Genomic DNA, 23,855 nt, shown 5'->3' with positions numbered 1-23,855 from the left:
GCATGCAGAAAGAAAAACTTTCCGCTTTAATGGATGGCGAAACTTTGGACAACGAAGTGATCTCCGCATTGTCTAAAGACGCTACACTGCAACAAAGCTGGGAAAGCTATCATCTCATCCGTGATACGCTGCGTGGCGACATTGGCGAAACCGTGCACATTGATATTGCTGCACGCGTAGCCGCCGCCATCGAACAGGAACCTGTGCACGGCATCGCTACGCTGATCCCGGAAGCGCAGCCGCAGCCCGAACGCTGGGAAAAAATGCCCTTCTGGAAGAAGATGCGTCCCTGGGCGGCGCAAATTACGCAGGTTGGCGTGGCCGCCTGTGTGTCACTGGCGGTGATTGTCGGCGTTCAGCACTACAATCAGCCGCAGGAAACGGGCGAATCGCCAGAGGCCCCGGTATTTAATACGCTGCCGATGATGGGCAAAGCCTCTCCGGTAAGCTTGGGCGTTCCCTCTGATAGCTTCGATACCAACAGCTCAAGCCGTCAGGTGCAGGAGCAGCGCCGTCGGGTAAATGCCATGTTGCAGGATTATGAGTTGCAGCGCCGTCTGCATACTGAACAGATGCAGTTCGATCCGCACGGTCCACAGCAGGCTCAGGTTCAGGTTCCAGGAAATCAGTCGTTAGGAATTCAGCAGCAGTAATGAAGCAGCTCTGGTGTGCCGTTAGCCTTTTGGCTGGCGGCCTGTTTTATTCATCTATCGCCCCGGCGCAGGAAACTGCATCCGGGGCGTTGTTGCAACAGATGGAACAGGCCAGCCAGTCCCTTAATTACGAACTCGCCTATATCAATGTCTCGCGGCTGGGTATTGAATCGCTGCGCTATCGCCATGCGGTGATTGATAAGAAAGTTTATGCTCAGCTATTGCAGATGGATGGGCCGCGCCGGGAAGTTATTCAACGCGGTAACGATGTCAGCTATTTTGAGCCGGGACTGGAGCCGTTTTCTTTACCCGGATCGCATATCGTTGATGCGTTGCCTTCGGTGGTTTACGCCGATTTCAAACGCCTGACTTCCAGCTATGATTTTGTGCCGGTAGGGCGTACCCGCATTGCCGATCAGCTGTGTGAAGTGGTGCGTATTGTTGCGCGTGATGGCACACGCTACAGCTATATTATCTGGCTCGACAGCGAAACCAAGCTGCCGCTGCGTATCGATCTGCTCGATCGCGATGGCGAAACGCTGGAGCAATACCGCGTGGTCAGTTTCGCGGTGGACGATGGCGTACGCAGCCTGATGCAGGGGCTGGAAAAGGCCAATCTGCCGCCTTCGCTGTCGGTGCCGGAAAACCAAAAAGTGCTCTTTAGCTGGCGTCCCACTTGGCTTCCTGCGGGCATGAAAGAGATTGCCCAAAGTCGCCGCGCGCTGCCAGCGATTAATAAGCCGGTAGAATCAAGGTTTTACTCGGACGGGCTGTTTAGCTTCTCCATTAACGTCAGTCCGGCGGACAAAAGCAGCGTCACGCAGCTGTTGCGTACCGGCCGTCGAACGGTGCAAACTGCGTCCCGCAATAACGCTGAAATTACTATTGTCGGCGAGCTACCGCCCGCGACAGCGAAGCGGATCGCTGACAGTATTCACTTAGGTACGCCACGATGATGAGAGAATGGGCCACGGTAGTTGCGTGGCAGGACGGCATCGCCACGCTGCATTCAGAAATCAAAACCAGCTGCAACGGCTGTTCGGCCCGTAAAGGGTGCGGCAGCGCCATGCTCAATAAGCTGGGGCCGAAAGATGCGCATGTGATGCAAATCGCCAGCGAAAAACCGCTGCAGCCAGGGCAACGCATAGAGCTGGGCATTCGCGAAAGCAGCCTGCTGAGTTCGGCGCTGCTGGTCTATATGACGCCGCTGGTAGGGCTGTTCCTTCTCTCCGGGCTGTTCCAGATGCTGTTTCACAGCGATTTAGCCGCGGCCTGCGGTGCGCTGCTGGGCGGTATGGGTGGTTTTATCGTCGCCAAAGGCATCTCCTCGCGTTTTGGCGATCGCGAAGCCTTCCAGCCGATTATTCTTAACGTTATGTTGCCTCCCGACGCGATCCGCGTTGAACAAGAGTCGCTGTGATTCCTTGCCGGGCGATTCAACCTCGCCTGGCATAGCGTTTGCTCTTTTTTTGCGCGTCTTCATGTCAAATACGCTATCATCCCGTTTTCCTTGCTTTATCTCCTGGCGCGATGATTCCACCACCCTGATATGTCGTGTACAATGCGCCATTCGGGCCGTCTCCGCCTGTGATATTACACGCTCTCCTGAGGTTGCATCGCGAGAGTTTCAGCATTTGTAAGGCAGAAAAACCTCCATAATGAAGCATATAAGAAACTTTTCGATCATCGCGCACATTGACCACGGTAAATCCACCTTATCCGATCGTCTTATCCAGATTTGCGGCGGTTTAACCGATCGCGAAATGGCGGCGCAGGTTCTGGACTCAATGGATCTGGAGCGCGAGCGCGGCATCACGATTAAAGCACAGAGCGTGACGCTCGATTACAAGGCGCAAAACGGCGAAACTTACCAGCTCAATTTTATCGATACTCCTGGCCACGTTGACTTCTCTTATGAAGTTTCACGTTCGCTGGCCGCCTGTGAAGGCGCGCTGCTGGTGGTGGATGCCGGGCAGGGCGTAGAAGCGCAAACGCTGGCTAACTGCTACACCGCCATGGAAATGGATCTGGAAGTGGTGCCGGTACTGAACAAAATCGATCTGCCTGCTGCCGATCCCGATCGCGTATCTCAGGAGATCGAAGATATTGTCGGCATTGACGCCACGGATGCGGTGCGCTGTTCGGCAAAAACTGGCGTCGGCGTGCCCGAGGTGCTGGAGCGTCTGGTGCGTGATATTCCGCCGCCGGAAGGCGATCCGGACGGGCCGTTGCAGGCGCTGATCATCGACTCATGGTTTGATAACTACCTGGGCGTGGTCTCACTGGTGCGCATTAAAAACGGTACGCTGCGCAAAGGCGAGAAAATCAAGGTAATGAGTACCGGACAGGTCTATAACGCCGATCGTCTTGGTATCTTTACGCCGAAGCAGGTTGACCGCGATACGCTGAACTGCGGCGAGGTGGGCTGGCTGGTATGCGCTATTAAAGATATCCTCGGCGCACCGGTGGGCGATACCCTGACCGGCGCTAAGCTTTCGGCGGATAAAGCGCTGCCGGGCTTTAAAAAAGTGAAGCCGCAGGTTTATGCAGGCCTGTTCCCTATCAGTTCCGATGATTATGAAGCTTTCCGCGATGCGCTGGGCAAACTGAGCCTGAACGATGCATCGCTGTTCTATGAGCCGGAAAGTTCGACGGCGCTCGGTTTTGGTTTCCGCTGTGGCTTCCTCGGCCTGCTGCATATGGAGATTATTCAGGAGCGTCTGGAGCGTGAATACGATCTCGATCTGATCACCACCGCGCCGACCGTAGTGTATGAAGTGGAAACGACCAGCGGCGAAGTGATCTATGTCGATAGCCCCTCCAAGCTGCCGCCGTTGAATAATATCAGCGAGCTGCGCGAGCCGATTGCCGAGTGTCATATGCTGCTGCCGCAGGAGTATCTGGGCAACGTCATCACGCTGTGCATTGAGAAGCGTGGCGTGCAGACCAATATGGTTTATCACGGCAATCAGGTAGCGCTGACTTACGAAATCCCGATGGCGGAAGTGGTGCTGGACTTCTTTGACCGGCTGAAATCGACGTCGCGCGGCTATGCGTCGCTGGATTATAATTTCAAACGCTTCCAGGCCTCCGACATGGTGCGCGTGGATGTGTTGATCAACACCGAGCGCGTTGATGCGCTGGCGCTGATCACCCATCGCGATAACTCGCAGTATCGCGGGCGCGAACTGGTAGAGAAGATGAAAGATCTGATCCCGCGCCAGCAGTTTGATATTGCTATTCAGGCGGCGATTGGCAACCACATTATTGCGCGCTCGACGGTCAAACAGCTGCGTAAAAACGTGCTGGCTAAATGTTACGGCGGTGACGTCAGCCGTAAGAAAAAGCTGCTGCAAAAGCAGAAAGAAGGTAAGAAAAGGATGAAACAGGTAGGTAACGTTGAGCTGCCGCAGGAGGCATTCCTCGCTATTCTGCATGTAGGCAAAGACAGCAAATAAGGGATATTTAATGGCTAATATGTTCGCCCTGATTCTGGCGATAGCAACGTTGATAACCGGAATCATCTGGTGTATCGACAAGGTTAAGTTTGCGCCCGCGCGTCGGGCGTTACGTGCGCAGATTGTGGCGCAGACCGAAGGTACGCCGGATGAAAAAGCACAGCTTAATATTTCGCCCCGTTCAGGGTGGATAGAGACGCTGGCGTCAATATTTCCGGTACTGGCGGTGGTTTTTATACTGCGTTCGTTCGTCTATGAGCCGTTTCAGATTCCGTCCGGTTCGATGATGCCTACGCTGCTGATCGGCGATTTTATTGTGGTAGAGAAATTTGCCTACGGCCTTAAAGATCCGATTACCCAGACCACGCTTATTCCTACTGGTCATCCGAAACGCGGCGATATCGTGGTATTTAAATATCCACGCGATACCACGCTTGACTATATCAAGCGCGTGATTGGCGAGCCGGGCGATCGTGTCACCTATGATGCGCTGAATAAAACCCTGACGGTGATACCGGCGTGTAAAGGCGAAGAGCCCTGCAATAAAGCGCTACCGATAACCTATTCTGACGTGGAGCCGAGTCCGTTTATTCAGACTTTCGGCGGCTATGGTGGCAGGATCACCAGCAGCGGCTTCTGGTCGGTGCCGCTGGACGAAAGTATGCCTGACGGTATTCGTCTGGATACCCGTAAAGAAACACTGGGTAACGTCACCCACAATATTTTGTTGCGGGAAGACGCGTCGAATGACAGCAGAAGCTATTATCAGCAGGTGGGCAGCCCGCCCTCCAGCTGGCTGGTACCGGAAGGGCACTATTTTATGATGGGCGACAACCGCGATAACAGCGCTGACAGCCGTTACTGGGGTTTCGTACCGGAAAAAAATATCGTTGGCAAAGCTACCGGTATCTGGATGAGTTTTGAGAAGCAGGAAGGGCAATGGCCTACGGGCGTTCGCCTGAGTCGTATTGGCGGCATCCATTAATCCGGGCCGTCTGTAAAACGGGTGGCTTCCTCTGTTCGGGAAGCCACTGCAAACGAAACTGTTTAGCGTTGATTACCGTCAGCCCTGTTTCGTATGCAGCATAATTGACGCATTATTGAAATTGGTATCGCATGAATCCCATCCTCACGAATAAGCTACAGCGAAAGCTGGGCTACACTTTTACTCATCAGGAACTATTGCAGCAGGCGTTAACCCACCGCAGCGCCAGCAGCAAACATAACGAGCGTCTTGAGTTCCTGGGCGACTCCATCCTGAGTTTCGTTATTGCCAACGCGCTTTACCACCGTTTTCCGCGGGTGGATGAGGGTGATATGAGCCGGATGCGCGCCACGCTGGTGCGCGGCAACACGCTGGCGGAAATGGCGCGCGAATTTGATTTAGGCGAATGTTTGCGCCTGGGGCCGGGCGAGTTGAAAAGCGGCGGTTTTCGTCGTGAATCGATCCTGGCCGATACCGTGGAAGCGCTGATCGGCGGCGTGTTTCTCGACAGCGACATTCAGACGGTAGAAAAGCTGATCCTTAGCTGGTATCAGAGTCGCCTCGATCAGATCAGCCCGGGCGATAAACAGAAAGATCCAAAAACGCGTCTGCAAGAGTATTTGCAGGGCCGCCATCTGCCGCTGCCTTCCTATCTGGTCGTGCAGGTGCGTGGCGAAGCGCATGACCAGGAATTTACCATTCACTGTCAGGTGAGCGGCATGGCGGAACCGGTGGTGGGCACCGGATCGAGCCGTCGCAAAGCTGAACAGGCAGCGGCTGAACAGGCGCTGATTAAGCTAGGACTCGAATGAGCGAACAAGAAATGCACTGCGGCTTTATTGCGATAGTTGGCCGCCCGAACGTGGGTAAATCGACGCTGCTGAACCAGCTACTGGGGCAGAAGGTTTCCATTACCTCACGTAAACCGCAAACCACGCGCCATCGCATTATGGGTATCCATACCGAAGGCGCGTATCAGGCGATTTACGTTGATACGCCCGGCCTGCATATCGAAGAGAAGCGCGCTATCAACCGTTTGATGAACCGTGCCGCCAGCAGTTCTATCGGTGACGTTGAGCTCATTATCTTTGTGGTGGAAGGCACGCGCTGGACCGCCGATGATGAGATGGTGCTCAATAAGCTGAAAGAGAACAAGGTGCCGGTGCTGTTGGCGATCAATAAGGTTGATAACATTACCGATAAATCGATCCTGCTGCCGCATATGCAGTTCCTTAGCCAGCAGATGGATTTTATGGATGTGGTGCCGATCTCCGCAGAAAGCGGGAAGAATGTTGATACGATAGCAGCGATCGTGCGTAAGCGTCTGCCGGTAGCGGATCATCACTTCCCTGAAGATTATATTACCGATCGTTCCCAGCGTTTTATGGCCTCGGAAATTATCCGTGAGAAGCTGATGCGCTTCCTCGGTGCCGAGCTGCCCTATTCGGTGACGGTGGAAATTGAACGCTTCGTCACGAACGAGCGCGGCGGCTACGATATTAATGGCCTGATTCTGGTTGAGCGTGAAGGCCAGAAAAAGATGGTGATTGGCAACAAAGGTGCCAAAATCAAAACCATCGGTATTGAAGCGCGTAAGGATATGGAAGAGCTGTTCGAGGTGAAAGTGCATCTTGAACTGTGGGTGAAAGTGAAGTCCGGCTGGGCAGATGATGAGCGTGCGCTGCGTAGTCTGGGCTACGTTGACGATCTCTGATTGCTGAATGGAAGGCTGGCAGCGCGCTTTTGTTCTGCACGGGCGTCCGTGGAGCGAAACCAGTTTGATGCTGGATCTCTTCACGGAGAGCCTTGGGCGGGTACGCGTTATCTCCAAAGGGGCGCGTTCCAAACGCTCCCATCTTAAGGGGGCGCTACAGCCTTTTACGCCGCTGCTGGTTCGCTGGGGCGGGCGCGGCGAGGTCAAGACGCTGCGTAATGTCGAAGCGGTGTCGCTGGCGTTGCCGCTGAACGGCACTGCTCTCTACTGCGGCCTCTATGTCAACGAGCTGCTGGCGCGTGTGTTACAGCACGAAACTCCTTTCCCTGAACTCTTCTTCGATTATCTTCACTGCATTCAGGCGCTGGCGCAGGCCAACGGCAGCCCGGAACCCGCGCTGCGTCGTTTCGAACTGGCGCTACTTGGACATATGGGTTATGGCGTTGATTTTCTTCACTGCGCGGGAACCGGCGAAGAGATCGAAGATGGTATGACCTATAGCTATCGTGAAGAAAAAGGCTTTATTGCCAGCCTGGTTGTTAACCAGCGCAGCTTTACCGGACGACAGCTGCGGGCGCTTTATGAGCGAGAGTTTCCCGACGGCGATACCTTACGTGCCGCGAAACGCTTTACCCGTATGGCGCTAAAACCCTGGCTGGGCGGTAAGCCGTTAAAAAGCCAGGAGCTCTTTCGTCAGTTCATCCCTAAAAAACGAACTGGCGCGGCGGAAGATAACCAGGCGTAAACCCAGCGCGCGCAGGCGCCGCTGCCTGAATTATTGCTACATTTGAGGTTTTGTCATGGCTGAACTGTTATTAGGCGTCAATATCGATCATATCGCCACGGTGCGTAACGCACGCGGCACCCATTACCCCGATCCGGTACAGGCTGCTTTCGTCGCTGAACAGGCGGGCGCGGACGGCATTACCGTGCATCTGCGAGAAGATCGCCGTCATATTACCGATCGTGACGTGCGTCTGCTGCGCCAGACCATTGAGACGCGCATGAATCTGGAGATGGCGGTGACCGACGAGATGGTCGATATCGCCTGCGAGCTGAAGCCGCATTTCTGCTGCCTGGTACCGGAAAAACGCCAGGAAGTCACCACCGAAGGTGGGCTGGACGTGGCGGGACAGCTGGAAAAAGTCAGCGCGGCGGTAAAACGCCTGAGCGCAGCGGGTATTCAGGTATCGCTGTTTATTGATGCCGATGAGCAACAGATTGATGCCGCCGTAGCTTCAGGCGCACCCTTTATTGAGATCCACACCGGTGCCTACGCCGATGCAGAAGAAGACAGCGTTCGCGAGGCCGAGCTGGCGCGCATCGCGCATGCGGCCCGCTATGCAGCGGCGAAAGGGTTAAAGGTCAATGCCGGACACGGTCTGACCTATCATAACGTACAACCAATCGCCGTGCTGCCGGAAATGCATGAGCTGAATATCGGTCACGCGATTATCGGACGTGCGCTGATGAGCGGGCTGGCTGAGGCGGTAAAAGAGATGAAGCTGCTGATGCGGGAAGCGCGTCGCTAATGGCCATTCTTGGGCTGGGCACCGATATCGTTGAGATCGAGCGCATCGAAGGGGTGATTTCCCGTTCGGGCGATCGGCTGGCGCGTCGCGTGCTCAGCGAAAATGAGTGGCAGCAGTACCAGGCGCATCAGCAGCCGGTGCGCTTTCTGGCAAAACGCTTCGCCGTTAAAGAAGCGGCGGCGAAAGCGTTCGGCACCGGCATTCGCGGCGGGCTGGCGTTCAATCAGTTTGAGGTCTACAACGATGCGCTCGGCAAGCCGGGGCTGCGTTTCTTTCAGCAGGCGGCGGAGCAGGCGGAAAAAATGGGGGTGCGCAGCGTACACGTTACGTTGGCGGATGAACGCCACTATGCCTGCGCAACGGTTATTATCGAGGGGTGAGGCGGCGACGCCTTACACTGCGTCGTGGTGGATCAGCACAAATTTTTCCCACAGGTGCTCGCGGGTTTCATCATGCGCCGGATCGGGCACAATCGTATTATCGATCGGGCAGACGCTGACGCAGGTCGGGGTATCATAATGGCCTACGCATTCAGTGCAAAGCCAGGGATCGATCATATAGATTTCATCGCCCATCGATATCGCCTGGTTCGGGCACTCCGGCTCGCACATATCGCAGTTAATACATTTTTTGGTAATCAATAACGCCATGATGTTTCCGGTCCCGCCTGAATAACGTAAAGCGCGGCCATTATACGCCCGACGACAGATCATACCAGTTTTTTTACCAGTGCCTCGCTGTGGCGAATATAGCTGGAGGCGCGCTCCGCGTCCTGCTGTACCAGCGCCATAAACAGCAAATCGGTCAGCGCCAGCTGAGCAGAGGTCGATGAGATTGCCGCGCTGCGGGTACTCTGTTCCTCCGCAACGGTATAAAGACAGTGGGTGGCGCACTGCTGGAGTGTATTCGGCGTAAATCCGGTGAAAGCCAGCACCCAGGCACCAACACGCGCTGCTTCCTGCGCGGCCAGATTGATCTCGCGCCGCTCGCCGCTGTAAGAGATCGCCAGCAGCAGATCGCCAGCGCGCAGCGCCTGTACGCTGGCTAACAGCGCATGCATATCCTGTTCAGCGACGGCGCTGATACCGATTTTCATCAGCTTCCAGGAGAAATCTTTCGCTACCAGCCCGGAGGCACCAATGCCCACCAGCACGATACGCCCGGCTCGCTTAATTAAGTCGAGCGTCTCCAGCAGCTTATCTTCGCTGTTAATATCCAGCGTGGCGCGAATTGCAGAAACCTTCTCGGTAAACAGCTTTTCCCCAACCACTTTAAGCGGGTCACCGCTGAGAATATGGTTGTGTACGGTAATAGCTTCTTTTGCCCGCAGCGATTCGCTTAGCGCCAGCTTTAACGCCGGGAAACCTTTATAGCCCAGCTTCTGGGCGAATTTCACCACGCTGGACTGGCTGACGCCAGCCTCCAGCGCCAGACGCGGTGAGCTAAGCTGGCAGGCATGAGCAGGCTGTGCCAGAAGATAATCGGCCAGCCGACGCTCATTCAGCGCCAGCCCAGGGTAGAGCTGACGGATGCGTAACAGGGCACTCATGGCTGACTCCTTGAAGTAGACTTACCAGAGAAAAGAAGCGGGACGCTAACGGGCCGGTAAATGCAGCAAACACGTTATCCACTAAAGAATAAGCATAAACCATTGATTATGTAATTTTATAACGCGGATCAAAGCGGATGCCAACTCACATTGTATTGGCGTTGCCGTTAGCCAGCCGCTGGTGTCACTGTCTACACTATCAATTGCTGAAGCGAAAGGTTACCGAAGGGGAGCGGTTTAATGGCGGATTCGCAACGACGAGTGGTGTTCTTCGATCTGGATGGCACCTTACATCAACAGGATATGTTCGGCACCTTTATGCGCTACCTGCTTTGGCGTCAGCCGCTGAATTTGCTGCTGGTGCTGCCGTTGCTGCCGGTGGTCGGTATCGGTCTGCTGGTGAAGGGCAGGGCGGCGCGCTGGCCGATGAGCCTGCTGCTCTGGTCAATCACTTTTGGGCATAGTGAAAACACATTAAAACGGCGCGAGGCCACTTTCGCCCACTGGTTTCGTCAGCGCGTGGTGGCGTTTCCGGTAGTGCAGCAGCGGCTGACCGACTATTTGAGCAGCATCGATGTCGATGTCTGGTTAATTACCGGCTCGCCGCAGCCGCTGGTGGAGCAGGTCTATTACGACTCGGCCTTTTTACCGCGGGTAAAATTAATCGCCAGCCAGATGGAGCGCGGCTGGGGCGGGCGTATTCTCAGCCTGCGCTGCCTCGGTCACGAAAAAGTGGTGCAGCTGGAAAAGAAAATCGGTACGCCGCTACAGCTTTACAGCGGCTACAGCGACAGCAAGCAGGATAACCCGCTGCTGTTTTTCTGCCAGCATCGCTGGCGCGTCACGCCGCAGGGCGAGCTACAGCAGCTGGAATAATTGGGCCAGCAGGCTGGTTTGGTTATAATGCCCGCCGCATTTTTCCCGCTGGAGAGTACCGTGAGCGAAATGAGTGATGAATACTGGATGCGCTATGCGCTACAGCTGGCGCATCGGGCGCGTGAGCAGGGCGAGGTTCCGGTAGGAGCGGTACTGGTGCAGGGCAGTAAGGTTATTGGCGAAGGCTGGAATCGCCCAATAGGGCAGCACGATCCTACCGCTCACGCGGAGATGATGGCGCTGCGTCAGGGCGGCAAAGTGCTGGAAAATTATCGCCTGCTCGATACCACGCTCTACGTTACGCTGGAACCGTGCATTATGTGTGCGGGGGCGATTGTCCACAGCCGTATCGGGCGGCTGGTATTTGGCGCACGCGATGAAAAGACTGGTGCAGCCGGATCGCTGCTGGATATTCTGGGGCACCCCGGCATGAATCATCAGGTCAAGGTAGAGCATGGCCTGCTGGCTGAAGAGTGTGCCGCCATGCTCAGCGATTTCTTCCGCATGCGGCGCGAGCAGAAAAAGGCGTTACGCCAGGCACAGCGGGAAGCGCAGCAAACGCCTTCGTCCTGAAGGCTCCGGTTAGTTCATGGCGATATCGGGGGCCACCGCCGGATAGCCTTCACCTAAGGTGGCTTCCAGCGCTTTGCGCTGGGCCAGCTTTCTTTCCTGCTCCTGCAGGTAGCCCACCAGACTTAGCTGATATTTACGGATATTTTCCACGTAGTTATAGGCTTCATGACCGCGCGCGTAACCGTAGGTGGTTTGGTTGTAGTAACGTCGCTGGCTCAGCATCGGCAGACGCAGCTTAACATCTGCCCAACTGTCCGGATTCCCGCCCTGTTTTTCCGTCAGCCTGCGCGCGTCCAACATATGGGCATAGCCCATATTGTAGGCTGCCAGGGCAAACCAGATGCGCTCATCTTCCGGCACCGAAGGCGGCACCTTTTCCATCATGCGCAGCAGATATTCGCTGCCACCGCGAATGCTCTGTTCAGGATCGAGGCGATCGGCCACCCGCAGACTATCGGCGGTGTTGCGCGTCAACATCATCAGGCCGCGCACCCCGGTAGGCGAGGTAGCCTGTGGGTTCCAGTGCGATTCCTGGTAAGAGATGGCCGCCAGCAGACGCCAGTCGATTTTTGTCGCGTAGCGTTCAAACAGCGGGCGAATATCGGGCAGCGTATCGTCGATAGCGCGCAGGAAAGTGCGCGTATCCACGTAGTCGAAAGCGCCAACGTGACCGAGGTATTTCTCCTCCAGCCGTGCCATCGCGCCTTCCTCTTCCATCTGGCTGAAAAAGTCGAGCATCGCCGCATTCAGGCTGTCGTCATCTTCCCGCTGCGTATACCAGGTCACCGGCTCTTCATCGGTAATGTCAAACGCTACCGCCAGCTGTGGATGGATGCGCTGCATCAGGCCGATAGTGACCGAATCGCCAACGGTATAATCGAGTTCGCCATCCGCCACCGCTTCCAGCAGCGCTTTTGGCCCCTGATCGGTGGAGATCGCCCAGTCCAGATCGGGATACTGATTCTCTTTAATATTACGCAACGTCGACATATAGGCGGAACCGGAGGCAACCGTCAGCCGCCCTTTCAGGTTGCCCAGATTGCGGGGGCGCGGTGTGCCGATGCGGTAAACCAGCTGCTGGGATACGGAGTAGTAGCTGGGGCCGGTGCGAAAACGCGTTAGCCGCTCGCTGTTATAAATCAGTCCGGCGGCGAGCAGGTCAGCCTTGCCATCGTCCAGATCGTCAAACAGATCGTTGAGGTTCTGGCGCACGTTGACCTGTAGCTCAACGCCCAAATAATCGGCGAAGCGCTTCGCCAGCTCATAATCCATTCCGGCCGGGGCATTGTTGGTGGTGTAGTAAGTCAGCGGAGAATTAATGGTACTAATTCTTAGTACCCCCCGCGATCTTATCTGCGCAATCTTATCCTGATCTCCACCGTGCCACGGAATCGTTGGCCAAAGCGCCACGGCCAGCAACACGGTAATCAGTCCGATTAACAGATAATTAATTTTTAGGCGTTTCAAATAGTTATCTCTCGGCGGCTCTCAGGCCTCTGTCTCTTCGGGCAGCGTTTGTTATCTTTTAAAATCCCAGAGCGTGGGGCATTTTGCGCAACAAAGCGGTACAGAGCAACTCTAATAGCAGAAATTGTGCACTTTTCAGGCTATTTCGCAGGATCGAAATTTCCACGCAAACGGTTTCGTTAGACGAGCCGTTTCTCTATAATACCGCCCGTTTTCCCTGTTGCGCCCAAAGAAGCGTCCTCCGACGCTTCGAAGACGAGAGACCTTAAATGATGGAAATCCTGCGTGGTTCGCCCGCTCTGTCGGCATTTCGTGTAAACAAACTGCTGGCCCGTTTTCAGGACGCTCACCTGCCGGTGAGTGATATTTACGCCGAGTACGTCCATTTTGCCGATGTCAGTACGCCGCTGAACGCGGAAGAAAAATCCCGTCTGCAACGTCTGCTGAAATACGGTCCTTCTCTCGCCGAACATGCACCGCAAGGGCGTTTGCTGCTGGTTACGCCTCGTCCGGGCACCATCTCTCCCTGGTCTTCCAAAGCGACCGATATCGCCCACAACTGCGATTTGGCGCAGGTTCGTCGCCTGGAGCGCGGGCTGGCGTTCTATATTCAGGCACCGCAGCTGAGCGAAGCACAGTGGTCACAGCTGGCTGCGTTATTACACGATCGCATGATGGAGACGGTCTTCAGCGATCTGGCCGAGGCGGAGATATTATTTGCCCAACAGCCGCCGCAGCCGCTGCAAAGCGTCGATATCCTGACGCAGGGGCGTAGCGCGCTGGAAGAGGCAAATCAGAAGCTGGGCCTGGCGCTGGCAGACGATGAGATTGATTACCTGCTGGCGGCGTTTAGCAAACTGGGGCGCAACCCGAACGATATTGAGCTTTATATGTTCGCCCAGGCGAACTCGGAGCACTGCCGTCATAAAATCTTCAACGCTGACTGGGTGATCGATGGCGTATCGCAGCCCAAATCGCTGTTTAAGATGATCAAAAATACTTTTGCACAGACGCCGGATTACGTGCTCTCCGCCTATAAAGATAACGCGGCGGTAATGGAAGGTTCTGAGGTTGGGCGCTTCTATGCGGATGCGCAGCAGGGCGTTTATGACTTCCATCAGGAACCTACCCATATTCTGATGAAGGTGGAAACCCACAATCATCCGACGGCGATCTCGCCGTGGCCGGGCGCGGCGACCGGTTCCGGTGGCGAAATCCGTGACGAAGGGGCAACCGGACGCGGTGCGAAGCCGAAAGCGGGGCTGGTAGGTTTCTCCGTTTCTAACCTGCGCATCCCCGGCTTCGAACAGCCGTGGGAAGAAGATTTTGGCAAGCCGGATCGCATCGTCAGCGCGCTGGATATCATGACCGACGGCCCGCTGGGCGGCGCGGCGTTCAACAACGAATTTGGGCGTCCGGCGCTGAACGGCTATTTCCGCACCTATGAAGAGCGCGTCAGCAGCCATAACGGCAGCGAACTGCGCGGCTATCATAAACCTATTATGCTGGCTGGCGGCATCGGCAATATCCGCGCCGATCACGTACAGAAAGGCGAAATCAGCGTCGGCGCACAGCTAATTGTACTGGGCGGCCCGGCGATGAATATCGGCCTCGGCGGTGGTGCGGCTTCCTCCATGACCTCCGGCCAATCCGATGCCGATCTCGATTTCGCCTCCGTGCAGCGTGATAACCCGGAAATGGAGCGGCGCTGTCAGGAAGTGATCGATCGCTGCTGGCAGCTGGGCGAAGATAATCCGATTCTGTTTATTCATGATGTAGGCGCAGGTGGCCTGTCGAACGCCATGCCGGAGCTGGTGAGCGATGGTGGACGCGGTGGACGCTTCAATCTGCGCGACATTCTTAGCGATGAGCCAGGTATGAGCCCGCTGGAAGTCTGGTGTAACGAATCGCAGGAACGCTATGTACTGGCTGTCGCGCCAGACAAGCTGGAATTGTTCGCCAGCCTTTGCCAGCGCGAGCGCGCACCCTATGCGGTTATTGGCGAGGCGACCGAAGAGCAGCACCTGACGCTTTCCGACAGCCACTTCGATAACCAGCCGATTGATATGCCGCTCGACGTCCTGCTGGGCAAAACGCCAAAAATGACCCGCGATGTACGTCGTCAGCAGGCGCAGGGCGAAGCGTTACAGCGTGATGAAATGACGCTGGCGGAGGCGGTGAAGCGCGTGCTGCATCTGCCAACCGTAGCGGAAAAAACCTTCCTGATCACCATTGGTGATCGCAGCGTAACCGGTATGGTGGCGCGCGATCAGATGGTAGGGCCGTGGCAGGTACCGGTCGCTAACTGCGCCGTAACTACCGCCAGCCTTGACAGCTATCACGGTGAGGCTTTCTCCATTGGCGAACGTGCGCCAGTGGCGCTGCTGGATTTCGCCGCCTCGGCGCGCCTGGCGGTGGGTGAGGCGCTGACTAACCTGGCGGCAACCGACATCGGTACGCTACAGCGCGTCAAACTTTCTGCTAACTGGATGGCCGCTGCGGGTCATCCGGGTGAAGATGCGGGCCTGTATGAAGCGGTTAAGGCGGTGGGCGAAGAGCTCTGTCCGGCGCTGGGTCTGACTATCCCGGTGGGTAAAGATTCGATGTCGATGAAAACCCGCTGGCAGCAAGGCAACGAACAGCGTGAAATCACCGCGCCGCTGTCGCTGGTGATTACCGCCTTTGCGCGCGTGGAAGATGTGCGCCGCACCGTTACTCCGCAGCTACAGGCGGATCGGGAAAATGCGCTGCTGCTAATCGATCTCGGCAAAGGACGCAACGCGCTCGGTGCTACCGCGCTGGCGCAGGTGTTCCGTCAGCTGGGCGATCAACCGGCCGATGTGCGGGACGTTCAGCAGCTGGCAGGCTTCTTTAACGCCATGCAGGCGCTGGTGAAGGCGGGCAAACTGTTGGCCTACCATGATCGCTCCGACGGCGGCCTGCTGGTGACGCTGGCAGAGATGGCATTTGCCGGTCATTGCGGTATTGATGCCGATATCGCCGCGCTGGGCGCGGATACGCTGGCGGCGCTGTTTAACGAAGAGCTGGGCGCGGTAATTCAGGTAGCGGCAGAAGATCGCGGCGCCGTAGAAGCGCTGCTTGGCGAGCATGGGCTGAGCGACTGCGTACACTATCTTGGCCAGGCGCTGCCGGGCGATCGCTTTACGCTGCGCGCAGGGGAAAAAACGGTCTACAGCGAAAGCCGCACTACGTTACGCGTCTGGTGGGCGGAAACCACTTGGCAAATGCAGCGCCTGCGTGATAACCCGGCGTGCGCCGACAGCGAACATGAAGCGAAAAAAGCGGATAACGATCCGGGACTCAATGTACACCTGACCTTTAAGCCTGAAGAGGATGTGGCTGCACCCTTTATCGCCCGTGGCGCACGTCCTAAAGTGGCGGTGCTGCGTGAGCAGGGCGTTAACTCCCACGTAGAAATGGCAGCGGCGTTCCATCGTGCCGGTTTTGATGCGGTAGACGTGCATATGAGCGATCTACTGGCCGGGCGTATCGGACTGGAGGAGATGCAGGCGCTGGTGGCCTGTGGTGGTTTCTCCTACGGTGATGTGCTGGGTGCGGGTGAAGGTTGGGCGAAATCGATCCTTTTCAACAGCCGCGTACGCGATCAGTTTGAAACCTTCTTCCATCGCCCTCAGACGCTGGCGCTGGGCGTCTGTAATGGCTGCCAGATGATGTCCAATCTGCGCGAGTTGATTCCGGGAAGTGAGCTGTGGCCGCGTTTTGTACGCAACCAGTCCGAGCGTTTTGAGGCGCGCTTCAGTCTGGTTGAGGTAGCCGCCAGCCCATCGCTGCTGCTGGAAGGCATGGTGGGATCGCGCATGCCTATTGCCGTATCGCACGGTGAAGGCTTTGTTGAAGTGCGTGACAGCGCACACCTGGCGGCGATGGAGGCGAAAGGTGTGGTGGCGCTGCGCTATGTGGATAACCACGGCAAGGTGACGGAAAGCTATCCGGCCAACCCGAACGGTTCGCCGAACGGCATTACCGCCGTTACCAGCGAAAATGGGCGGGTAACCATTATGATGCCGCATCCAGAGCGCGTATTCCGTACCGTTAGCAACTCGTGGCATCCTGCGGAGTGGGGTGAAGATGGCCCGTGGATGCGCCTGTTCCGCAACGCACGTAAGCAGCTGGGCTAACGCTGGCAACTACGCGAAGCGCGGATAAATAAGAGTATCCAAAAGCGCACCGGCCTCCGGTGCGTTTTTTGTAGTGAAATTACGACAGATGACGAACTGGACTGTCTCTAAATGGCGACACTTAATTAACTGATAATTAAGTTAAATTATTTAGACTGCTAATGGCGTTGCCGTTTGGCGACATTTTCCGGTATCCGAAGCAGATTTTTGGCCTTTATTTCTCAGTTAGCTTTAAAAAATCTTGCCAAATTAAGGGATTAATAAAATTATTTAAAGTTGGCATGGGGTTTGCTAATATATCCGCAGTGGCTCATTCATCTGTTTATGACAGCCCTGCTTATGCGGTCAAGCGCTTCATAAAATTCCCGAATGACGCACAAAACGGTGCCTGCCGTCCACGTACCGATAACAGCTCAGCGAGCTTTATCAAATACCGGGCGCAACGTTGAGTTAGGCACCACCTATTCTGGCGCGATGGATAACCGTCGCGTTTAAAACGGCAGGGCTTCGGCTCTGCCGTTTTGCTTTCTCTCCTGTTCTTTCACCGGTTCTTCTTTTATCGGACTTTCCTCCCGCCTCGTTGTTCGCTAGCATCATCCTCACTCAGGAAAAGGATAATATGCGTGAAAAACTGGCGATTTTTTCCCCGTTCCCTGCGTCAGCTGGTGCTGATGGCGTTTTTGCTGGTGCTGTTACCGCTGTTGGTGCTGGCGTGGCAGGCCTGGGAAAGCCTTTCGGCGCTGAGCCAGCAGGCGGCAGACACTAACCGCACCACGTTGACCGACGTACGCCGCAGCGAGGCGATGGCGCGTACCGCGCTGGAGCTGGAGCGTAGCTATCGTCAGTATTGCGTGCTTGGCGATCCGGTGCTGGCGCGGCTTTACCAGACGCAGCGTACACGCTATTCGCAGATGCTGGACGCGCATGCACAGGTGCTGCCCGATCTGCGCCAGTGGCAAAGCCTGCGTCAGACGCTAACCCAGCTGGAGCAGCTGCACTGCATGAACAGTAACCCTATCAGCGCGGCGGCGGCGAGTCTGGAGCAATTTTCCAGCGCCAACACCGCCATGCTACAGGCGACGCGCGAATCAGCATTTTCTCGCGGGCTGCAGCTGCAAAGAGAAATTGCTGAGCGCGGCCAGTTTTTTGGCTGGCAGGCGCTGCTGCTGTTTATGGTGACGCTGGCGCTGGTACTGCTGTTTACCCGCATGATTATCGGTCCGGTTAAAGGCGTGGAACGTATGATTAACCGTCTTGGAGAAGGGAGGCCGCTGGGGAAAATGGTAAGCTTTAAAGGGCCGCGGGAGATCCGCGCCTTAGGGCAGCGTATATTATGGCTCAGCGAACGCCTGGCGTGGCTGGAGTCGCAGCGCCATGAATTCTTGCGTCATATTTCCCACGAACTGAAGACGCCGCTGGCCAGCATGCGTGAAGGTACTGAACTGCTGGCCGATGAAGTCGTGGGGCCGCTGACTGCCGATCAGAAAGAGGTGGTTAGCATACTTGACGGTAGCAGCCGTCATCTGCAGCGCCTGATTGAACAGCTGCTGGACTACAACCGCAAGCTGGCCGACAGCCCGCAGTCGCTGGAAACGGTTAATCTGGAAACGATTATCCGCAGCGTGGTGGATGCGCATGCGCTGCCCGCCCGTGCCAAGCATATGCACACGGAGCTTGATTTACGCGTCACCCGCTGCCGTGCCGAACCGGTGCTGCTGACGCGGGTAATTGATAATCTCTATTCCAACGCTGTCTATTACGGCGGGGAATCCGGTACCATTTGGCTGCGCAGCCAGTTACATGGCGATCGGGTCTGGATTGACGTGGCGAATACCGGCCTGCCGATCCCTGAAGCGGAGCAGGCGATGATTTTTGAGCCGTTTTTCCAGGGCAGCCAGCAGCGCAAAGGCGCGGTGAAAGGCAGCGGGCTGGGACTCAGCATTGCTAAAGATTGCCTGCGACGTATGCAGGGCGATCTGCATCTTATTACAACGGAAGGAGCGGATGTCTGCTTCCGTATTGAACTTAATCTGAGCGTCGGGAAATAATCGCGATGATAATCTCTACTTTTTCTGTCGCACAACACGTTGGTCGTGGTCTGGTGCTGCTTTCCGTACTGTTGCTGGGTGCCTGCCAGTCGCCAACGCGCAGCGTTTTGCCGCGTCAGGCCGCTTCGCTCCCGGAACCTGAGATCAAGCTGGTTGACTATCTGGCCGTGGATTGCGAACGCGTCTGGCAAATTGATGACGATAAAAGTATAAAAAACCCGCTCTACTGGCTGCGTGCGATGGATTGCGCTGCGCGGCTGTCGCCGGTTACGGCCCGTGCTGAGGCGCATAACTGGCCGCCAACCCGCTGGCAGAACAGCTTTAAACAGGGCATTCTGCTGGATAACGGTAAGGTCACGCCGGTGGAGCGGCGTAAATATGTGGCTCAGCTCGACAGCTTCAGCGTCGATTTCCCTGCCTCGGTACGACCTTTACTGCAACTCTGGCGCGCTAATCAGGCGGCCCAGCTCAATTTATCGGAAACGCGCACGCGCTATCATCATCTGCAACAGACCAGCGACAGCCAGCTGGACGCGTTGCGCCAGAAGCAGGGTAGGTTAACGTATGAGCTGGCGGAGACGCGCCGCAAGCTGGCAACGTTGACCGATATCGAGCGCCAGCTCTCCTCGCGTAAATCGTCAGACGTTTCTGACGGTAGCCACGGCGATACGCTGGCACCGTCCGCTGAGAGCAATAATCAAAAAGAGGCGCAATAATGCCACGAAATTCTGCCCGTCTGCTGCTGGTTGATGACGATCCTGCGCTACTAAAGCTTTTGGGAATGCGCTTAACCAGCGAAGGGTTTCAAATTACCACCGCCGACAGCGGCCCCATGGCGCTGCGTCAGCTCAGCAAAGAAAAAGTTGACCTGGTCATTAGCGATCTGCGTATGGATGAGATGGATGGACTGACGCTGTTTAGTGAAATTCAGCGGCGGCATCCTGGCCTGCCGGTGATAATCCTGACGGCACACGGCTCTATCCCTGAAGCGGTTTCCGCGACCCGTCAGGGCGTATTCAGTTTTCTGACCAAGCCGGTGGATCGCGATGCATTGTATAAAGCGATCGACGAGGCGCTGGCGCACAGTGCACCGGCGAGCGACGATGCCTGGCGTGGGGCGATCGTTACCCGCAGTCCGGTTATGCAGCGGCTGCTGGAACAGGCGCACATGGTGGCCCAGTCAGACGTCAGCGTATTGATTAACGGACAGAGCGGTACTGGTAAAGAGGTGCTGGCAAAGGCTATCCATGCCGCCAGCCCGCGCGCCAACAAGCCCTTTATCGCCATTAACTGTGGCGCGCTGCCAGAGCAGCTATTAGAGTCAGAGCTGTTTGGACATGCCAGAGGCGCGTTTACCGGCGCGGTTAGCGCGCGTGAAGGGCTGTTTCAGGCGGCTGAAGGCGGCACGCTGTTCCTTGATGAAATTGGTGATATGCCGACCACGCTACAGGTAAAACTGCTGCGTGTGTTGCAGGAGCGTAAGGTGCGTCCGCTGGGCAGCAATCGCGATCTTGACATTAACGTGCGTATCCTTTCCGCCACCCACCGCGATCTGCCGAAGGCGATGGAAAAACAGGAGTTTCGTGAGGATCTGTTTTACCGTCTGAACGTGGTCAGCCTGAAAATACCGGCGCTGCATGAACGCGCGGAGGATATCCCGCTGCTGGCGAATCATCTGCTGCGCCAGTCGGCGGAGCGGCATAAGCCTTTTGTCCGTAGCTTCTCAACTGATGCGATGAAGCGCCTGATGGCGGCCAGCTGGCCCGGCAACGTGCGGCAGCTGGTAAACGTTATTGAGCAGTGTGTTGCGCTGACCTCAACGCCGGTTATTGGCGAAGCGCTGGTGGAACAGGCGCTGGCAGGAGAAAATACCGCACTGCCGACCTTTGTCGAAGCACGTAATCAGTTTGAGCTGAACTATCTGCGCAAACTGTTGCAAATGACCAAAGGCAACGTAACCAACGCCGCACGGCTGGCGGGGCGCAATCGCACCGAGTTTTATAAACTGCTGGCGCGTCACGAGCTGGATGCTAATGATTTTAAAGAGTAGTTTTTAGTGCCGCTTGCGCCGTCAGATATGGTAGCTTAACCAGCGAAAAGTCAGGCCATACTTCGCTGGCTGTCCATCGCACGTATACTGAGTATTACCCGTCCGGCCACGGAGGGAGAGAAAAAGGGTCCGTTATGAAAAAGATTGACGCAATTATCAAACCGTTCAAGCTCGATGATGTCCGTGAGGCGCTGGCTGAAGTCGGCATTACCGGTATGACCGTGACCGAGGTAAAAGGCTTTGGGCGCCAGAAAGGGCATACGGAACTCTACCGCGGTGCTGAATATATGGTCGATTTTTTACCGAAAGTAAAAATTGAGATCGTGGTGGCTGATGATATCGTCGATACCTGCGTTGATACCATCATGCAGACAGCCCAGACCGGTAAAATCGGTGACGGTAAGATCTTTGTCTATGATGTGGCACGCGTGGTGCGTATCCGTACCGGCGAAGAAGACGAAGAAGCGATCTGACTATCGGCGCAACGTGGGTGTCGTCGCCCTCTGGCAAAGCGGCAGGAGCAACTGTCCTGCCGTTTTGTTCCGCGCCATCCACCTAAGGTACTCTGCCTTCCGGCAGCGCGTTTCACGCCAGTGCCAGCGCAACGGCGGCTTCGGCATGTAACTGCGTGGTGTCAAACAGCGGCACCGCTGCATCTTGCCGATCAATTAGCAGCGTAATTTCAGTACAGCCCATAATAATTGCCTCAGCGCCGCTCGCAACCAGCCCGGCGATGACCGCGCGGTATTTTTCGCGCGAGGCGGGATGAATATGACCGAGGCAAAGCTCCTGATAGATGATTTGATGCACGGTGTCGCGTGCGGCTTCGTCAGGTATCAGTACCTCAATGCCATATTGCTGCTCCAGGCGCGCCCTGTAAAACGTTTGCTCCATTGTAAAACGGGTACCCAGCAGACCGACTTTGCTTATCCCCGCTGTTTTCACCGCTTCAGCCGTAGCGTCGGCTATATGCAGCAGCGGAAGCGAGGTCGCCGCGCTGAGTTCAGGAGCAACCTTATGCATGGTGTTGGTACAGAGTACGATAAAATCAGCGCCAGCGGCCTGCAATGCACGCGCCGCATCGGCAAGCAGCGCGCCTGCCTGTTGCCACTCACCAGCCGCCTGCAGGCGCTCTATTTCATAAAAATCCACGCTATACATCACCAGCCGGGCGGAATGTAAACCGCCCAACTGCGCCTGCACGCCTTCATTAATTATCTTGTAATAGAGCGCGGTTGATTCCCAGCTCATCCCGCCCAGCAGCCCGATGGTTTTCATGCTTCACCCGTACAAAAGTTGTTCAGGCCAAACAGTTTAAACCACTTTATGTGGGCCAAACACCTCATAGTGGATATGCTGATTTGGCACGCCTGCATCCAGCAGCTGACGGGCAATAAACTGCATAAAGCCTATTGGGCCGCAGAGGTAGAACTGGCGATCTTTATCGCCCAGCTCGTCGGCAAAGACTGAGATATCCATCACGCCCTCAGCGTTAAAGCGTCCGGCATCTTCCGCGCGCGGATGGCTGTACCAGACATAGCTTTTGAAATGGGGCAGCTGCGCGCCAGTTTGCGCGACCTCATCGGCAAAAGCCTGGCGTGAACCGTTATCCGCTGCGTGCAGCCAGGTAACCGGGGCCGGATGTTTCTCCGCCGCCAGCCCATGCAACATTGCCAGCATCGGCGTCAGGCCAACGCCTGCGGAGATCAGCGTAACCGGCATTTCAGGCTTAGCCTCCAGGAAGAAATCACCGGCAGGCGCAGCCAGATTGATAATATCGCCCACTTTGGCTTTTTCATGGAGCCAGCCGGAGACGGTCCCCAGCGCTTCGTGTTTGACAGCGATGCGATAATCGTGACCATTCGGCGTATGGGTTAACGAATATTGGCGAATCTCATGGTTGGCGAATTCAGGATCCTGTACGTGTACGCCCAGATATTGACCGGGACGAAAATCGGCTACCGCTTTGCCGTCAACCGGCGTCAGGGTAAAGCTTTTAATAACTTCACTTTGTGGCTCGATCGCGCTAATACGAAAAGGACGCACGCCGCGCCAGCCGCCTGGCTGTTCTTCATGTTCGTGATAAATCGCTTCTTCGCGCTGGATAAAAACGTTCGCCAGTACGCCATATGCTTTTGCCCATGCTTCCAGCACTTCATCGCCTGGATGAAGCATCTCATCAATCGTCGCCAACAAATGTTTGCCAACAATTTGATACTGCTCAGGTTTTACCGAGAAGCTGGTATGTTTCTGCGCAATACGCTCTACCGCAGGCAGCAGCGCCGCCAGGTTTTCAAGATTGGCACCATAGGCGCAGATAGCGTCAAACAGCGCCTGCCGCTGGGCTCCGTTGCGTTGGTTGCTCATATTGAACACATCTTTCATTTCCGGATTATAAGTAAACATCCGGTCATAGAATTTAGCGGTCAGGGCAGGGCCGGTTTCAGCGATGGCGGGCAGGGTAGATTTGACGATAGCGATAGTCTGGGCATCAAGCATAGTGAATCTCCGGTAATAAAAATATAACATGCATATTATTTGCATGTTAAACGTTGCATCTAACAGTTGTAAATAACCTTGTAAGAATAAAGGGTGCTCCTGTTAATAATAATGAATAAGCTGCAAGTTTGCGTTGAACAAATCTCGTGTCCGGTCAGCGAGATTTATTGCCAGCAAAGCCTTGCCAGCACTCAAGCCAAACGTTTGCGTAAAAAGCCGCTTCTGACGCTATGCTTCACCCTGCAAAAGGGTTTACACTGTGGGCCTTCGCCCGTCAGGGCAAAATAGTGC

The 23,855-nt window shown here is 55.8% G+C and carries 22 protein-coding genes; 17 read left to right on the top strand and 5 right to left on the bottom strand.

Features of this window, described 5'->3' with window-relative positions; all coding sequences use genetic code 11:
• Positions 1–2 precede the first annotated feature (2 nt).
• The 10 genes from rseA to acpS all read left to right on the top strand — a co-directional run bounded on the left by rseA (position 3) and on the right by acpS (position 8,722).
• Complete coding sequence (rseA, locus tag C7M51_RS11970; protein WP_160621998.1) at positions 3–653, top strand: anti-sigma-E factor RseA; 651 nt, start codon at positions 3–5, stop codon at positions 651–653.
• On the top strand, positions 653–1,609 hold the full coding sequence (gene rseB, locus C7M51_RS11965; RefSeq protein ID WP_160621997.1) for a sigma-E factor regulatory protein RseB: 957 nt from the start codon (positions 653–655) through the stop codon (positions 1,607–1,609). The genes rseA and rseB overlap by 1 nt, the downstream gene beginning before the upstream one ends.
• The gene (rseC, locus tag C7M51_RS11960) at positions 1,606–2,073 is read left to right on the top strand and encodes a SoxR-reducing system protein RseC (protein WP_160621996.1); all 468 of its coding nucleotides are present in this window, start codon (positions 1,606–1,608) and stop codon (positions 2,071–2,073) included. Before rseB ends, rseC begins: the two co-directional genes overlap by 4 nt.
• A 238-nt stretch (positions 2,074–2,311) precedes the next feature.
• A complete protein-coding gene (gene lepA / locus C7M51_RS11955) occupies positions 2,312–4,111 on the top strand; it encodes a translation elongation factor 4 (RefSeq protein WP_160621995.1) in 1,800 nt (599 codons plus the stop codon).
• A gap of 10 nt (positions 4,112–4,121) precedes the next feature.
• Complete coding sequence (gene lepB, locus C7M51_RS11950) at positions 4,122–5,096, top strand: signal peptidase I (protein WP_160621994.1); 975 nt, start codon at positions 4,122–4,124, stop codon at positions 5,094–5,096.
• 131 nt (positions 5,097–5,227) lie between these two features.
• Positions 5,228–5,908, top strand: coding sequence for a ribonuclease III (gene rnc / locus C7M51_RS11945; RefSeq protein WP_141176063.1), 681 nt, complete (start codon positions 5,228–5,230; stop codon positions 5,906–5,908).
• Complete coding sequence (gene era / locus C7M51_RS11940) at positions 5,905–6,810, top strand: GTPase Era (RefSeq protein WP_160621993.1); 906 nt, start codon at positions 5,905–5,907, stop codon at positions 6,808–6,810. The genes rnc and era overlap by 4 nt, the downstream gene beginning before the upstream one ends.
• A gap of 7 nt (positions 6,811–6,817) precedes the next feature.
• Complete coding sequence (gene recO / locus C7M51_RS11935; RefSeq protein WP_160621992.1) at positions 6,818–7,555, top strand: DNA repair protein RecO; 738 nt, start codon at positions 6,818–6,820, stop codon at positions 7,553–7,555.
• 55 nt (positions 7,556–7,610) lie between these two features.
• On the top strand, positions 7,611–8,342 hold the full coding sequence (gene pdxJ / locus C7M51_RS11930; protein WP_160621991.1) for a pyridoxine 5'-phosphate synthase: 732 nt from the start codon (positions 7,611–7,613) through the stop codon (positions 8,340–8,342).
• Positions 8,342–8,722, top strand: a complete 381-nt coding sequence (acpS, locus tag C7M51_RS11925) for a holo-ACP synthase (RefSeq protein ID WP_160621990.1) — start codon at positions 8,342–8,344, stop codon at positions 8,720–8,722. Before pdxJ ends, acpS begins: the two co-directional genes overlap by 1 nt.
• A gap of 12 nt (positions 8,723–8,734) precedes the next feature.
• Here the strand turns inward: acpS and C7M51_RS11920 are convergent, their stop codons facing one another.
• On the bottom strand, positions 8,735–8,992 hold the full coding sequence (locus C7M51_RS11920) for a YfhL family 4Fe-4S dicluster ferredoxin (RefSeq protein WP_160621989.1): 258 nt from the start codon (positions 8,990–8,992) through the stop codon (positions 8,735–8,737).
• Positions 8,993–9,051: 59 nt separating this feature from the next.
• Entirely contained in the window at positions 9,052–9,891 is an 840-nt protein-coding gene (locus tag C7M51_RS11915) for a MurR/RpiR family transcriptional regulator (protein WP_141176057.1), read from the bottom strand.
• A 240-nt stretch (positions 9,892–10,131) separates the two neighbouring features.
• On the opposite strand from C7M51_RS11915, the gene yfhb reads away from it, so the two are divergent.
• Both yfhb and tadA read left to right on the top strand, forming a co-directional pair.
• A complete protein-coding gene (gene yfhb, locus C7M51_RS11910) occupies positions 10,132–10,767 on the top strand; it encodes a phosphatidylglycerophosphatase C (RefSeq protein ID WP_160621988.1) in 636 nt (211 codons plus the stop codon).
• Positions 10,768–10,836: 69 nt separating this feature from the next.
• Positions 10,837–11,340, top strand: coding sequence for a tRNA adenosine(34) deaminase TadA (tadA, locus tag C7M51_RS11905; protein ID WP_425281011.1), 504 nt, complete (start codon positions 10,837–10,839; stop codon positions 11,338–11,340).
• A gap of 9 nt (positions 11,341–11,349) precedes the next feature.
• Here tadA and mltF read toward each other — a convergent pair whose 3' ends face one another.
• On the bottom strand, positions 11,350–12,807 hold the full coding sequence (mltF, locus tag C7M51_RS11900) for a membrane-bound lytic murein transglycosylase MltF (protein ID WP_160621986.1): 1,458 nt from the start codon (positions 12,805–12,807) through the stop codon (positions 11,350–11,352).
• Between the two features lie 269 nt (positions 12,808–13,076).
• Here mltF and purL point away from each other — a divergent pair, with 269 nt between their 5' ends.
• The 5 genes from purL (at position 13,077) to glnB (ending at position 21,538) form a co-directional block, all read left to right on the top strand.
• Complete coding sequence (gene purL / locus C7M51_RS11895) at positions 13,077–16,967, top strand: phosphoribosylformylglycinamidine synthase (RefSeq protein WP_160621985.1); 3,891 nt, start codon at positions 13,077–13,079, stop codon at positions 16,965–16,967.
• A 623-nt stretch (positions 16,968–17,590) separates the two neighbouring features.
• Positions 17,591–19,015, top strand: coding sequence for a sensor histidine kinase (locus C7M51_RS11890; protein WP_160621984.1), 1,425 nt, complete (start codon positions 17,591–17,593; stop codon positions 19,013–19,015).
• A gap of 5 nt (positions 19,016–19,020) precedes the next feature.
• Complete coding sequence (gene qseG, locus C7M51_RS11885; protein ID WP_160621983.1) at positions 19,021–19,731, top strand: two-component system QseEF-associated lipoprotein QseG; 711 nt, start codon at positions 19,021–19,023, stop codon at positions 19,729–19,731.
• Positions 19,731–21,065, top strand: coding sequence for a two-component system response regulator GlrR (gene glrR / locus C7M51_RS11880; RefSeq protein WP_160621982.1), 1,335 nt, complete (start codon positions 19,731–19,733; stop codon positions 21,063–21,065). Before qseG ends, glrR begins: the two co-directional genes overlap by 1 nt.
• 134 nt (positions 21,066–21,199) lie before the next feature.
• Positions 21,200–21,538, top strand: coding sequence for a nitrogen regulatory protein P-II (glnB, locus tag C7M51_RS11875; RefSeq protein WP_038624670.1), 339 nt, complete (start codon positions 21,200–21,202; stop codon positions 21,536–21,538).
• Positions 21,539–21,650: 112 nt separating this feature from the next.
• Here the strand turns inward: glnB and C7M51_RS11870 are convergent, their stop codons facing one another.
• Complete coding sequence (locus C7M51_RS11870) at positions 21,651–22,343, bottom strand: aspartate/glutamate racemase family protein (protein WP_160621981.1); 693 nt, start codon at positions 22,341–22,343, stop codon at positions 21,651–21,653.
• Positions 22,344–22,379: 36 nt separating this feature from the next.
• Positions 22,380–23,564, bottom strand: coding sequence for an NO-inducible flavohemoprotein (gene hmpA, locus C7M51_RS11865; RefSeq protein WP_244323726.1), 1,185 nt, complete (start codon positions 23,562–23,564; stop codon positions 22,380–22,382).
• Positions 23,565–23,855: the final 291 nt, after the last annotated feature.

Source organism: Mixta intestinalis (genome assembly GCF_009914055.1).
GTDB lineage: Bacteria > Pseudomonadota > Gammaproteobacteria > Enterobacterales > Enterobacteriaceae > Mixta > Mixta intestinalis.
This window is presented reverse-complemented; position numbering and strand designations above follow the sequence as displayed.

What these genes read in the sequence shown, in the direction of transcription:
- rseC (WP_160621996.1), top strand. Translation starts at nt 1,606, where the DNA reads ATGATGAGAGAATGGGCCACGGTAGTTGCGTGGCAGGACGGCATCGCC.
- lepA (WP_160621995.1), top strand. Translation starts at nt 2,312, where the DNA reads ATGAAGCATATAAGAAACTTTTCGATCATCGCGCACATTGACCACGGT.
- hmpA (WP_244323726.1), bottom strand. Translation starts at nt 23,564, where the DNA reads ATGCTTGATGCCCAGACTATCGCTATCGTCAAATCTACCCTGCCCGCC.
- lepB (WP_160621994.1), top strand. Translation starts at nt 4,122, where the DNA reads ATGGCTAATATGTTCGCCCTGATTCTGGCGATAGCAACGTTGATAACC.
- glnB (WP_038624670.1), top strand. Translation starts at nt 21,200, where the DNA reads ATGAAAAAGATTGACGCAATTATCAAACCGTTCAAGCTCGATGATGTC.
- purL (WP_160621985.1), top strand. Translation starts at nt 13,077, where the DNA reads ATGATGGAAATCCTGCGTGGTTCGCCCGCTCTGTCGGCATTTCGTGTA.
- rseA (WP_160621998.1), top strand. Translation starts at nt 3, where the DNA reads ATGCAGAAAGAAAAACTTTCCGCTTTAATGGATGGCGAAACTTTGGAC.
- rseB (WP_160621997.1), top strand. Translation starts at nt 653, where the DNA reads ATGAAGCAGCTCTGGTGTGCCGTTAGCCTTTTGGCTGGCGGCCTGTTT.
- C7M51_RS11870 (WP_160621981.1), bottom strand. Translation starts at nt 22,343, where the DNA reads ATGAAAACCATCGGGCTGCTGGGCGGGATGAGCTGGGAATCAACCGCG.
- glrR (WP_160621982.1), top strand. Translation starts at nt 19,731, where the DNA reads ATGCCACGAAATTCTGCCCGTCTGCTGCTGGTTGATGACGATCCTGCG.
- pdxJ (WP_160621991.1), top strand. Translation starts at nt 7,611, where the DNA reads ATGGCTGAACTGTTATTAGGCGTCAATATCGATCATATCGCCACGGTG.
- era (WP_160621993.1), top strand. Translation starts at nt 5,905, where the DNA reads ATGAGCGAACAAGAAATGCACTGCGGCTTTATTGCGATAGTTGGCCGC.
- recO (WP_160621992.1), top strand. Translation starts at nt 6,818, where the DNA reads ATGGAAGGCTGGCAGCGCGCTTTTGTTCTGCACGGGCGTCCGTGGAGC.
- yfhb (WP_160621988.1), top strand. Translation starts at nt 10,132, where the DNA reads ATGGCGGATTCGCAACGACGAGTGGTGTTCTTCGATCTGGATGGCACC.
- acpS (WP_160621990.1), top strand. Translation starts at nt 8,342, where the DNA reads ATGGCCATTCTTGGGCTGGGCACCGATATCGTTGAGATCGAGCGCATC.
- tadA (WP_425281011.1), top strand. Translation starts at nt 10,837, where the DNA reads ATGAGTGATGAATACTGGATGCGCTATGCGCTACAGCTGGCGCATCGG.
- C7M51_RS11915 (WP_141176057.1), bottom strand. Translation starts at nt 9,891, where the DNA reads ATGAGTGCCCTGTTACGCATCCGTCAGCTCTACCCTGGGCTGGCGCTG.
- C7M51_RS11920 (WP_160621989.1), bottom strand. Translation starts at nt 8,992, where the DNA reads ATGGCGTTATTGATTACCAAAAAATGTATTAACTGCGATATGTGCGAG.
- qseG (WP_160621983.1), top strand. Translation starts at nt 19,021, where the DNA reads ATGATAATCTCTACTTTTTCTGTCGCACAACACGTTGGTCGTGGTCTG.
- rnc (WP_141176063.1), top strand. Translation starts at nt 5,228, where the DNA reads ATGAATCCCATCCTCACGAATAAGCTACAGCGAAAGCTGGGCTACACT.